Annotated in this window: 15 protein-coding genes; all 15 read right to left on the bottom strand. The window is 34.2% G+C overall.

The genetic code is table 11. The features are described 5' to 3' along the window. Nucleotides 1–183 (bottom strand): hypothetical protein (locus BOW55_RS21085; RefSeq protein WP_206733629.1); only part of this gene is annotated, 183 nt, incomplete at its 3' end. 10 nt (nucleotides 184–193) lie between these two features. Further along, nucleotides 194–1,630 (bottom strand): NuoM family protein, encoded by a 1,437-nt coding sequence (locus tag BOW55_RS19625; RefSeq protein ID WP_129026027.1) that lies wholly within the window; start codon nucleotides 1,628–1,630, stop codon nucleotides 194–196. Between the two features lie 10 nt (nucleotides 1,631–1,640). Then, nucleotides 1,641–3,524, bottom strand: coding sequence for an NADH-quinone oxidoreductase subunit L (nuoL, locus tag BOW55_RS19620; protein WP_129026025.1), 1,884 nt, complete (start codon nucleotides 3,522–3,524; stop codon nucleotides 1,641–1,643). 7 nt (nucleotides 3,525–3,531) lie between these two features. Further along, a complete protein-coding gene (nuoK, locus tag BOW55_RS19615; protein WP_012023318.1) occupies nucleotides 3,532–3,852 on the bottom strand; it encodes an NADH-quinone oxidoreductase subunit NuoK in 321 nt (106 codons plus the stop codon). Continuing rightward, nucleotides 3,852–4,391, bottom strand: coding sequence for an NADH-quinone oxidoreductase subunit J (locus tag BOW55_RS19610; RefSeq protein ID WP_089053686.1), 540 nt, complete (start codon nucleotides 4,389–4,391; stop codon nucleotides 3,852–3,854). The genes nuoK and BOW55_RS19610 overlap by 1 nt, the downstream gene beginning before the upstream one ends. After that, entirely contained in the window at nucleotides 4,391–4,936 is a 546-nt protein-coding gene (locus tag BOW55_RS19605; protein ID WP_129026023.1) for an NADH-quinone oxidoreductase subunit I, read from the bottom strand. Before BOW55_RS19605 ends, BOW55_RS19610 begins: the two co-directional genes overlap by 1 nt. Before the next feature lie 86 nt (nucleotides 4,937–5,022). After that, nucleotides 5,023–6,075: an NADH-quinone oxidoreductase subunit NuoH gene (gene nuoH / locus BOW55_RS19600; protein ID WP_089059745.1), complete on the bottom strand. Its 1,053-nt coding sequence runs from the start codon at nucleotides 6,073–6,075 to the stop codon at nucleotides 5,023–5,025. Between the two features lie 3 nt (nucleotides 6,076–6,078). Then, nucleotides 6,079–7,110: a 2Fe-2S iron-sulfur cluster-binding protein gene (locus BOW55_RS19595; RefSeq protein WP_099717756.1), complete on the bottom strand. Its 1,032-nt coding sequence runs from the start codon at nucleotides 7,108–7,110 to the stop codon at nucleotides 6,079–6,081. Nucleotides 7,111–7,203: 93 nt separating this feature from the next. Then, a complete protein-coding gene (gene nuoF / locus BOW55_RS19590) occupies nucleotides 7,204–8,574 on the bottom strand; it encodes an NADH-quinone oxidoreductase subunit NuoF (protein ID WP_129026021.1) in 1,371 nt (456 codons plus the stop codon). A 1-nt stretch (nucleotide 8,575) separates the two neighbouring features. Further along, on the bottom strand, nucleotides 8,576–9,106 hold the full coding sequence (locus tag BOW55_RS19585) for an NAD(P)H-dependent oxidoreductase subunit E (RefSeq protein ID WP_129026019.1): 531 nt from the start codon (nucleotides 9,104–9,106) through the stop codon (nucleotides 8,576–8,578). Between the two features lie 195 nt (nucleotides 9,107–9,301). After that, complete coding sequence (locus BOW55_RS19580) at nucleotides 9,302–10,540, bottom strand: NADH-quinone oxidoreductase subunit D (RefSeq protein WP_129026017.1); 1,239 nt, start codon at nucleotides 10,538–10,540, stop codon at nucleotides 9,302–9,304. A gap of 21 nt (nucleotides 10,541–10,561) precedes the next feature. Next, a complete protein-coding gene (locus BOW55_RS19575; protein ID WP_129026015.1) occupies nucleotides 10,562–11,083 on the bottom strand; it encodes an NADH-quinone oxidoreductase subunit C in 522 nt (173 codons plus the stop codon). Nucleotide 11,084: 1 nt separating this feature from the next. After that, nucleotides 11,085–11,633: an NADH-quinone oxidoreductase subunit B gene (locus BOW55_RS19570; protein ID WP_057121621.1), complete on the bottom strand. Its 549-nt coding sequence runs from the start codon at nucleotides 11,631–11,633 to the stop codon at nucleotides 11,085–11,087. A gap of 161 nt (nucleotides 11,634–11,794) precedes the next feature. Continuing rightward, the gene (locus tag BOW55_RS19565) at nucleotides 11,795–12,160 is read right to left on the bottom strand and encodes an NADH-quinone oxidoreductase subunit A (RefSeq protein ID WP_089053801.1); all 366 of its coding nucleotides are present in this window, start codon (nucleotides 12,158–12,160) and stop codon (nucleotides 11,795–11,797) included. Between the two features lie 243 nt (nucleotides 12,161–12,403). Further along, nucleotides 12,404–12,598 carry a cold-shock protein gene (locus BOW55_RS19560; protein ID WP_007137066.1) on the bottom strand — a complete coding sequence of 65 codons (195 nt, stop codon included), beginning with the start codon at nucleotides 12,596–12,598 and terminating at the stop codon, nucleotides 12,404–12,406. Nucleotides 12,599–12,651 lie beyond the last annotated feature (53 nt).

Raw genomic sequence — 12,651 nt, 5'->3', positions numbered from 1 at the left:
ATTATAATCCCATATGTAAAGTTTTTCAGTATCAACTGTAAAAACGTTATATCGGTAAATGTTGGGATCTTTTGTATTTAAAATTTCGTTTATTTTATCTAATTTAATTTGAACATCTGTTTTATCCTGGGCAGATACTTTGGCTATAATCAGGAACAGTATTATAAATAATTTATTTTTCATAGAGGTCAAATTACTTATTGATAACGTTTAAAATCGTTTCTAAACTTGGTGTAATCAAATCTGTAATTGGTTTTGGATAAAATCCAAAGAAAATTAATACAGCGATAATTGCTACCATCGAAATTCCTTCGTTTACAGAAACATCTGCAAAAGTTCTTGAATTGGTTTCGCCCAACATTACATTTTGAAACATTTTAAGCATATAGTAAGCTCCTAAAATAATCGTTGTTCCGCCTAAAACAGCAAACCAAATATTAATTTGAGATAAACTGTATAATACTGTAAATTCTCCAACAAAATTAAAAGTAGTTGGCAAAGCAACAGAAGCTAAAACCAAAATTAAAAACATTGAAGTGAATTTTGGAGATTGCGTACGGATTCCTCCTAATTCGCTGATCTCTCTAGTTTCAAATCTTCTGTAGATAATTTCTGCAGCATAAAATAATCCAACTACAACAAAACCGTGAGCGATCATTTGCATAACAGCACCTCTAAAACCATCAAGAGTTAAAGTGTAAGTTCCTGCAGCAATTAATCCAACGTGAGCAAGAGATGAATACGCTAATAATTTCTTTAAATCTTTTTGTCTTAATGCTACGATAGATCCGTAGATAACTCCAGCAATTCCTAAAGCGATAAAGATGTTCATGTATTCTTTTGCCGCAAGAGGTGCAAGTGGTAATTGCCAACGAATTACACTGTACAATCCCATTTTTAGCATAATACCAGATAAAAGCATTGTTCCAACAGTTGGCGCTTTTTGGTACACATTTGCCTGCCATGTGTGGAAAGGAATAATTGGAATTTTGATAGCATAAGCTAAGAAGAATGCCAAGAAAATCCAGAATTGCTCACAAGCTGATAATTCTACTTTGTATAAATCTTCGATTAAGAAGCTGCCTGCTTTTTGGTATAAATAGATAAAAGCAGTTAACATGAATAAAGAGCCCGCAAGTGTGTAAATAAAGAATTTAACCACTGCTTTTCTTCTTTCTTCAGCATCGCCATTACCCCAAATAAGAGCAATAAAGTAAATAGGAATAAGAGCTAATTCCCAGAAAATATAGTATAAAAGACCATCTGCTGCCAAGAAAGTTCCTGTCATTGCAAATGCCATGAATAATATTAGAGCATAAAAAGCTTTTGAATTTTTATATTCATTTCCAAAAGAAGAGAATATAATAATTGGAGTCAAAGCTGTAGTCAATAAAAGCATTGCAATTGCTAATCCATCTGCATTTAAAGCGAATGAAATTTTAGGCTGTGTAATCCAAGCATTGATAAGGCTGATATTTTCACCAGCATTAAAATGGTTTAACAATACAACCGAACAGCCTAAAGCTGCCAAACTAAAGAACAAAGCTACTTTTGAAGCGAGTTTGTCACCTGCAAAATAGGTGATAAATGCACCAACTAAAAGAATAATTAATATAAGAGAAACGTTCATAGTTATAAAATTATTGAGCTAAAAATAAATAAGAAACAATTGCGCAAAGACCTAAAACGAAAACAAAAAGATATAACCCAATACTTCCTGTCTGCAGTTTTTTACCCTGAAAAGCTAATTCATTTGCTATTTTTCCTAATCCGAAAACAAGTGCTGATAAGCCAGTTTCGATATAATCTCTAAAGAATCTTGATAATCCATTTATAGAGCGAACAAATATTGCATCGTAAGCTTCATCAACATAATATTTGTTATATAATACTTTTGTTAAACCTGTAATGTTTTCATCAGTTTCAGGAACATTATCTTGTTTAAAGTATTTTACGTAAGCAATTATAATTCCTAATAATCCGCCTAATACAGCAACACCCATTAAAGTGTATTCTGTTGTGCCTAAATGATGTTCTTCGCCAGCTGCTTTTGTGAAAAGAGGAGCTAAATATTCATTTAACCAGCTGTTTCCAGGTAAACTTATTAGTCCGCCAAAAGTCGCTAGAATTGCTAAAATGATCAATGGAATTGTAATTAAAGAACCACTTTCGTGTAAATGATGTTTTTGCTCTTCAGTTCCTCTAAATTCTTTAAAGAAAGTTAAGAACATTAAACGGAACATATAGAAAGCTGTCATGATTGAAGCTACAGATCCAACAACGTATAATGGAATACTGTGGTGGAAAGCTGTCATTAAAATTTCGTCTTTTGAGAAGAAACCTGAGAAAAATGGAACTCCTGAAATCGCTAATGAAGAAATCAACATAGTCCAGAAAGTGATTGGCATTGCTTTACGCAAACCACCCATTTTACGCATATCCTGCTCACCATGTAAACCGTGAATAACAGAACCTGATCCTAAGAATAAACAAGCTTTAAAGAAAGCGTGTGTGATTACGTGAAAAACAGCTACTTCGTAAGCTCCAAATCCTAATGCTAAAAACATTAATCCTAATTGAGAAACAGTTGAGTAAGCTAATACTTTTTTAATATCTGTTTGAACTAAACCAATTGTAGCAGCAACTAATGATGTTATTGCTCCAATAATGGCAATTACGTTTTGTACATCTGTTGCAAGATCAAAAACAAAGTTTAACCTTGTTACCATGAAAATACCAGCTGTTACCATGGTAGCCGCGTGAATTAAAGCAGAAACCGGAGTTGGTCCAGCCATCGCATCTGGTAACCAAGTATACAATGGAATCTGTGCAGATTTACCACAAGCTCCAATAAACAAGCATAAAGCTGCTAGAGAAAGTAATGGTAAGTTTAAATCTGTTGTTCCAGCGATTGCAGTTTTTAGAGAGGTATAATCTAAAGTAGAGAACATTGAACCAATGATGAACATACCAATTAAAAGACCTAAATCTCCAATTCTGTTCATAATGAAAGCTTTCTTTGCTGCATCGTTGTAATCTTGGTTTTTGTGCCAAAATCCGATTAATAAATAAGAGCAAAGTCCAACACCTTCCCAACCAATAAATAATACTAGTAAGTTGCTTCCAATTACAAGTGTAATCATAAAGAATACGAATAGATTTAAATAGGCAAAGAATTTGTGCATATTCTCATCGTCATGCATGTAACTGATAGAGTATAAGTGAATCAAAGATCCAATTCCGGTTACGAATAACAACCAAAGAACAGATAATTGATCTAATAAAAATCCAAGATTGATTTTTATATTACTAATTTGAATCCAATCAAATAAAGTAACTTCAATTGCTTTTCCAGTTGAAGTTATTTGATTAAAAAGAACAAGAGTAACTATAAAAGAAACAGCCACGGCAGCAGTCCCGATAAATCCGGAAACTGTTTTTCCTAAGCTTTTCCCAAAGAAAACATTAATTAAAAATCCTAAAAAAGGAGCTAAAACTAAAACTAAAGCTAAATTGGTATCCATTTCTATTTTATCCTTTTAAATTTTTTAAATTATCGATACTAATTGAGCCAATGTTTCTGAAAATCGAAACAAGAATAGCCAATCCTACTGCAACTTCAGCCGCAGCAACTGCCATCGAAAAGAATACAAAAACTTGTCCTTGTGCATCTTGATGATAAGTTGAAAAAGCCACAAATAAAAGGTTTACTGCATTCAACATGATTTCGATAGACATGAAAACGATAATAGAGTTTCGTCTGTACAATACACCAAAAACACCAATACAAAAAAGTACAACACTTAAAAAGATGTAATTTTCAATACCTATTTGATTTAATATATTACCCATTATTTATTTAATTTTTCTTTTTTAGACAATAATACAGTTCCAATCATCGCAACCAAAAGTAAAATCGAAGCAAATTCAAATGGTACCATATATTCGTTCAACAATATTTTACCCAATACTTTGATAGATTGGAAATCTTCTCCAGTTGAATCATATTCACCAACAATAGGTTTAGAGTTAATGAATATTGCAATTAAAACCACGCAAATCAAACAGAAAGAAACAATAGCTCCCAAACGTGTGATTCTTGGTCGGTGAACTTCTCGCTGTTCGTTTAGGTTCATTAACATAATGGTAAACAGGAACAGAATCATAATTGCTCCAGAATAGACTATTATATGTACAATTGCTAAAAATTGTGAGTTTAATAATAAATAATGACCAGCAATAGAGAAGAAACAAATCACTAAGTAAATAGCTGAGTGAATTGGGTTTCTGCTAAAAATGGTTAAAAAAGCAGTTATTACGGTGATGAACGCTAAGAAACAAAATATAATTTGTACAGTTGTTGCGTGTGCAAAATCAGGAATATGTATCATTAGTTAGCGTTATTAAGTTGTGAGTTTTTAATAGCCATTTCTAAAGGCATCACTAATTTGTCTTTTCCAAAAATGAAATCTTCTCTTTCATAATTAGCAGGAACTAATACTTTAGAAGTTGTCAAATAGATAGCATCTTTCGGGCAAGCCTCTTCACACAATCCACAAAAAATACAACGAAGCATATTAATCTCATAGATTTCAGCGTATTTTTCTTCTCTGTATAAATGTTTTTCATCTGCTTTACGTTCTGCAGCCTTCATTGTAATGGCTTCTGCAGGACATGATAAAGCACATAATCCACAAGCTGTACAATTTTCGCGGCCTTGCTCATCACGTTTCAGCATATGCTGACCACGATAAACTGGGCTCATCTCACGAACTTCTTCTGGATAGTGAATCGTAATTTTTTTTCTAAAAAGGTGCTTAAGCGTAATAGCAAGACCTTTTACAATCGCCACAAGATACAATCGTTCCAAAAAAGACATCTCTTTATTAGAGACCACTTTTTTTCTACCCGATAATGATATAGTTTCTATTGACATTTCTTAATCTATGATTTATGATTTTCAATTTGAGATCAATCAAATTTTAAATCTATTTTATTTTTATTTGAAGCCAGTTAAGGTTCTTAGAATCCTAAAGCTGCTGCGATATCGTGTCTTAAAATAACAGCACCCGTAATCATAATATTAATAATCGAAAGCGGAATTAAAATTCTCCAGCCTAAGTTCATTAATTGGTCATATCTAAATCTTGGAATCGTCCAACGTACCCACATGTAAAAGAATATGAAGAAACATATTTTTACAAATAATACCGCAATTCCTAAAAGATTAGCTGTGTTTACTCCAACATTTTCTACCATCCATTGCATTCCTGGGTAATTGTAACCTCCAAAGAATAAAACAGAAATAATAGTAGCAGAGATAAACATACTTGCATATTCAGCAAATAAATAGAATCCCATTTTCATGGATGAATATTCTGTATGGTAACCTCCAATTAATTCGTTTTCACATTCTGCTAAGTCAAATGGAGTTCTGTTTGTTTCTGCAAATGAACAAATTAAGAAGATTAAGAATGATAATGGTTGATAAAAAACATTCCAGTTCATTCCTGATTGCTGTAATGAAATTTCTCTTAAACTCATTGTTCCTGTCATCATTAATAATGCGATCATTGATAATCCCATTGCAACTTCATAAGAAACCATTTGAGATGCTGCACGAACAGCTCCCATTAATGAGAATTTATTGTTTGAAGCCCATCCACCAATCATGATACCATAAACTCCAACAGAAAGAACTCCAAAAATGTATAATAAAGCAATGTTTACATCAGTTGCCTGAAGATAAATATCTCTTCCAAAAAGATGCAGTTTATCTCCCCACGGAATTACAGCACTTGTCATTAAGGCTGTACTCATGGCAATTGCAGGACCTACAACGAATAAAAATTTGTTTGGCGTGTTTGGGAAAAATTCTTCTTTTGAGAATAATTTCATACCATCGGCAAGCGGCTGTAATAAACCTCCCCAACCTGCACGGTTTGGACCAACACGGTCTTGAAGAAAAGCAGCAACTTTACGTTCAGCCCAAGTAGAGTACATTGCCATAATCATTGTTACCGCAAAAACGACAACAATAACAACACTTTTTTCTATAATAAATGCACTTTCCATTTCTTAAACTTTTTTATCATTAGTAGTTAATGGAATTGCTGCCATACTAATTTTTTTACGGTCAATATCTCTACCTAAAAGAATATTCTTCTCTGTGTCGATTTCAACTTTCTCTAATTTTTGAGTGTAGTTATTTTGGTTGATAACAGAATCTTTTTCAAATTCTCTTGGTCCTTCAATAACCCAGTCATTAACGTTTTTGTGATCAAAACGACAGCTGTTGCAAATGAATTCTTCAACTTCATGATACTCATCTTTACGACCAGTTACACGTTGAATTTCTCCACCAAACATCCAAACTGTAGTTTTACCGCAGCATCCAGGAGTAGTACATTCTCTGTGTGCGTTATAAGGTTTGTTAAACCAAACTCTTGATTTAAAACGGAAAGTTTTGTCAGTTAAAGCTCCAACCGGACAAACGTCAATCATGTTTCCAGAAAACTCGTTGTCGATTGCTTTTGAGATTCCAGTTGAAATATTAGCGTGGTCACCACGGTCTAATACTCCGTGAACTCTGTTGTCTGTTAATTGATCTGCAACTTGTACACATCTTTGACATAAAATACAACGGTTCATATGCAGTTGAATATTTGGACCAATATCTTCTGGTTCAAACGTTCTTTTTTCTTCAATAAAACGTGATTTTGGATTTCCGTGCTCAAAACTTAAATTTTGAAGATCACATTCACCAGCTTGATCACAAATTGGGCAGTCTAATGGGTGATTGATCAATAAAAATTCTGTTACAGATTTACGCGCTTCGGTAACTCTGGCAGAAGATTTACTGTTTACTTCCATTCCGTCCATACATCCTGTTACACAAGATGCCATTAATTTTGGCATTGGTCTTGGGTCGGCTTCACTACCTTTAGAAACTTCAACTAAACAACAACGACATTTTCCACCGCTGCCTTTTAATTTTGAGTAATAGCACATGGCTGGCGGTACCAAATCTCCACCAATCATACGTGCAGCCTGCAGGATTGTTGTTCCTGGTTCTACGTCTATACTTTGACCGTCTATGGTTACTTTCATCTCTTTATGATTTGAATGTTGAAAGTCGGAATATTGAAAAGAATTGCTGTCCTTTTTAACATTATGAACTTTATAACTTTCTGCTTTTTATTTTTATACGATTACTTTACCGCCTACTAAATGCTTTACTTGCGAAAAAGGTTCAGCAACAAAGTGATCTCTATTTTTAATTTTTTCAGGGAAACGAACGTGATATTCAAATTCATCTCTAAAGTGACGAATCGCTGCTGCTACTGGCCAAGAAGCGGCGTCACCAAGCGGACAAATTGTGTTTCCTTCAATTTTACTTTGAATGCTCCACAATAATTCGATATCTTCTTCACGGCCTTGACCGTTTTCGATTCTCCATAAGATTTTTTCTAACCATCCTGTTCCTTCTCGGCAAGGCGTACATTGTCCGCAAGATTCGTGGTGGTAAAAACGTGCAAAGTTCCAAGTGTTTCTTACCACACAAGCTGTGTCGTTGTACACGATAAATCCTCCAGAACCTAACATCGATCCGGTAGCAAAACCACCATCACTTAAAGATTCGTAAGTCATTAATCTGTCGTCTCCGTTTGCCGTTTTGAAAATTAATTCAGCTGGCAAAATCGGCACAGAAGAACCTCCCGGTACAAATGCTTTTAACGGACGGCTTGAAGACATTCCTCCTAAATATTCATCAGAATTCATGAATTCGTCAACACTTAAACCTAATTCAATTTCGTAAACTCCAGGATTTTTGATGTGTCCAGAAGCTGAAATTAATTTAGTTCCAGTAGAACGTCCAATTCCAATTTTAGCATAATCGTCACCAGAATTGTTTACAATCCACGGCACCGTTGCAATAGTTTCAACATTGTTTACCACTGTTGGATTTGCCCAAAGTCCTGAAACTGCTGGGAAAGGTGGTTTAATACGAGGATTTCCTCTTTTACCTTCTAGAGACTCAATAAGTGCAGTTTCTTCTCCACAAATATAAGCTCCAGCTCCACAGTGAACATGTAACTCTAAATCGTAACCTGAACCTAATATATTTTTTCCTAACCAGCCTGCAGCTTTAGCCTCGGCGATTGCTCTTTCTAAAATTTTGAAAACCCACATATATTCTCCACGAATGTAGATGTATGATAGGTTTGCGCCCAAAGCATAACTTGAAGTGATCATTCCTTCGATCAATAAGTGAGGAATATATTCCATCAAATAACGATCTTTGAAAGTTCCCGGTTCAGATTCGTCGGCGTTACAAACTAAGTGTCTTGGTTTTCCTGATTTTTTATCAATAAAGCTCCATTTCATTCCTGCAGGGAAACCTGCGCCACCACGACCACGAAGACCTGATTTTTTTACTTCTTCAGTAACTTCATCTGGCGTAAGTGTTTTTAAAGCTTTTTCTACAGAAGCGTAACCACCGTTTTGGCGATAAACTTCGTAGGTTTTAATTCCAGGAATATTGATTTTATCTAATAATATTTTTTGTGACATCTTATTTATCGTGTAATATTATTTTATCATCTCTACAATCAGCGATTAACTGATCGATTTTATCTTCTGTCAATTTCTCTTTGTAGAAATCGCCTAACTGCATCATCGGAGCGTATCCGCAAGCACCTAAACATTCTACACCAGCAATAGTAAACATTCCGTCTGGAGTAGTTTCGCCCATTTTAATGCCTAATTTTTCAGAAGTATAATCCATTAAATTTTCGGCACCATTTAAACAACAACAAGAAGTCTGGCAAAATTCAAACATGTACTTTCCAATTGGTTTTTGGTTGAACATGGTATAAAAAGTAACCACTTCATAAACCTCAATTGGTTTTATCTGAAGAATCTCGGCAACTTTGTCTTGCAATTCAATGCTAAGCCAGTTGTTATGCGCATCTTGCACTTCGTGCAAAACAGGCAGTAAAGCCGATTTTTGTTTGCCTTCGGGATAATGACTAATCAATTCATTGATACGAGCGATCAATGCCTCAGTCATATTTATTTCTTGTTTGTAATGTTTACGTTCCATTTTTATTTTAGATTTTAGATTTTAGATTTCAGATTTTTCAATCTTTGTCCTTAATCCGTATTCTGCAATCTTTATTAGTTTTTAGATTTTTTCAATCTGAATTCTTCAATTCTATGATAAGTCTAGATTTTCAATCTAAATTATTAGATATGCTATTCTGCAATCTAAAATCTAAAATTTTCAATCTAAAATTTTTTACGCGTCTAATTCTCCTGCAATTACGTTTAAACTCGAAAGGATAACAATTGCATCAGAAAGTAATGAACCTTTGATCATTTCAGGATATGCTTGGTAATAAATAAAACAAGGTCTTCTGAAATGTAATCTATATGGAGTTCTGCTTCCGTCTGTAACTAAATAAAAACCTATCTCTCCGTTTCCTCCTTCAACAGGGTGGTAAATTTCTGCAACTGGAACAGGAACTTCTCCCATTACAATTTTAAAGTGATAGATTAAAGATTCCATATTATGATATACATCTTCTTTTGGAGGAAGATAATAATCAGGAACTTCTGCATGGTATTCGTTTCCAGCCGGCATTTTATCCAAAGCTTGACGAATAATGCTTAAACTTTCCCAAACTTCGGCGTTACGAACACAGAAACGATCGTAAGTATCACCTGATTTTCCAACAGGAACATTAAATTCGAAGTCTTCATAAGAAGAGTAAGGCTGCGCAACACGAACATCATAATCAATTCCGGCTGCACGTAAGTTTGGACCTGTAAATCCGTAAGCCATTGCTTGTTCAGCAGAAATTGCACCTACGTTGACGGTTCTGTCAAGGAAAATTCTGTTTCTTTCGAATAAGTTAACAAATTCTTGCCAAGCAACAGGAAAATCTTTTAAGAAAACATCTAATTTGCGAAAAGCTTCTGGTGACCAGTCTCTTTCGAAACCACCAATTCTTCCCATATTTGTTGTTAAACGAGCTCCACAAATTTCTTCGTAAATCTCATAAACTTTTTCTCTGAATTGAAAAACGTATAAGAAACCAGTATAAGCACCAGTATCTACTCCTAGAATCGAGTTACAAATTAAGTGATCTGTAATACGAGCAAGCTCCATTACAATAACTCTTAAGTATTGTGCTCTTTTAGGAACTTCAATATTTAGTAATTTTTCTAAAGTCATCCACCATCCCATATTGTTAATAGGAGAGGAGCAATAGTTCATACGATCTGTAAGAGGTGTGATTTGATAGAAAGGACGATTCTCAGCAATTTTCTCAAAAGCTCTGTGGATGTAACCAATAGTTGGTTCAGCCTCTAGAATTCTTTCACCATCCATTAATAGGATATTTTGAAAAATACCGTGAGTCGCAGGATGCGTTGGTCCTAAATTCAGTACCGAAAGCTCGCTTCCGTCTTCGTTTAGTTTGTCCTTAATTATTTTAGCATAACGATGCTCTGGTGGTAATAATAGTTCTGACATTTTATAATGTTGAATTATTTTTTAGCAATTTGTTGTTGTTCTTCCAAAGAATCTGTCGTCTTTATCAGTTCTTCCGCTGTCTTCCATTGGGAATTCTTTTCTCATTGGGAAAGACACCATTTCGTCCATATTCAAAATACGTTTCAATTGCGGGTGACCAATAAAATTGATTCCGAAGAAATCGTATGTTTCTCTTTCCATCCAGTTTGAACTCAAGAAAATATTTGAAACGGTTTTGATCTCTGGTTTTTCACCATTCAAGTAAACTTTGATTCTAATACGTTTGTTTTCGTACCAGTTGTGCAAATGATAAACTACCGCAAATTGACGATCTGCATCGTTGTCTGGATAATGAATGCCGCATAAATCTGTTAAGAAGTGAAAACGTAAGTCAGAATCATTTTTCAGGAAAAGGATCAATGCTGTGATTTTTTCAGGAGTTGTTTCTAATGAAAAAATATCTCTTTCTTGTTGAAAGTTAAAAACACTTGTATCAAATGTTTCTGTAAGTTTATCTTGAATCAGGGTATTTTCTAAAGCCATCTTATGAAATGTTATAGGAAGCTAATAATTCTTGGTATTCCGGAGAGCTTCTGCGTCTAACAGATTCGCTTTTTACCAATTCTTGTAATCTCATTACTCCGTCAACGATTTGTTCTGGTCTTGGAGGACATCCTGGAACGTAAACGTCAACCGGGATTACTTTATCAATTCCTTGCAGAACTGAGTATGTGTCGAAAACACCTCCCGATGAAGCACAAGCTCCAACGGCAATTACCCAGCGAGGTTCAGACATTTGTTCGTAAACTTGTCTTAAAATCGGGGCCATTTTTTTTGAAATTGTCCCCATTACTAATAACATATCTGCTTGACGAGGAGAGAAACTCACACGCTCAGATCCAAATCGTGCTAAATCGTAATGTGAAGCCATCGTTGCCATAAACTCAATTCCGCAGCATGAAGTTGCAAATGGTAAAGGCCAAAGAGAATTCGCGCGTGCCAAACCTACAACATCATTTAGTTTTGTTGCAAAGAAACCTTCACCAACAACACCTTCAGGTGGCGCAACCATATTTACATTTGAATCGCTCATTTTTATTTTAGATTTCTGATTTTAGATTTTAGATTTTTGGAAATCGTAAAAAGTAAAATCAATTTTTTAAATCAGTATTAAATTCAATTGAGTTTAAATTTTAAATTTTAATTTCAGATGCTTAAATCTAAAATCAGAAACCTAAAATCTAAAATCGGGTTTTATTCCCAGTCTAAAGCTTTCTTTTTGATGATGTAGAAAAAACCAACTAAAAGCAATGACATAAAAACAATCATTTTCAGCATTCCTTCAATACCAAGTTCTTTAAAATTTACTGCCCAAGGATAAAGAAAAATTACCTCTACGTCAAACAATACAAACAGGATGGCAACTAGGAAATATTTTACTGAAAAAGGAATACGTGCATTACCAACAGATTCGATCCCGCACTCGAAGTTTTTATCTTTAACTTCAGAGGTTCTTTTTGGGCCTAATTTTCCAGAAATAATGATTGTTCCTACTACAAAACCAACAGCTAGAATGAACTGCATTAAAATAGGAATGTAACTGTATTGATCAGATTGCATAAGCTTAGCTTTTTTACTTAAAGAATAAGCCACAAAGATAACTTTCAATGACGTAAATCACAAACTAAAGGGGGACATAAGTACGCAATGCAACAACGTTTGGGTGTAATTTTTATTGATTATAAATAAGGTCTTAAAATTTTAATATTTTTTTAAGAAATGAGCAAAAAAAAACGTCTCGATGTGTATCGAGACGTTTTTAAAACCATTCAGAGGCAAAAAAAATAAATTGCTATATTTTTCTTAGATTACTGCTACTTTAGCAGCAACTTTCCCTTTTCTTCCTTCTTCTTCTTCATAGCTTACACGGTCACCTTCGCGTAATTCTTCCGCGTTAATTCCTGAAGCGTGAACGAAGATGTCCTTTCCTGTTTCTTCGTCTGTAATGAATCCATAACCTTTAGATTCATTGAAAAATTTTACTGTACCTGTACGCATTGTAATTGTAATAATAATTTATAATAAAGCAAATGTAATATATAAATTCATAC

It is taken from the genome of Flavobacterium sp. YO12, assembly GCF_004119495.1.
GTDB lineage: Bacteria > Bacteroidota > Bacteroidia > Flavobacteriales > Flavobacteriaceae > Flavobacterium.
Note: the sequence above shows the minus strand (reverse complement) of the source record. Positions and strands in the feature narration are given on the sequence as shown.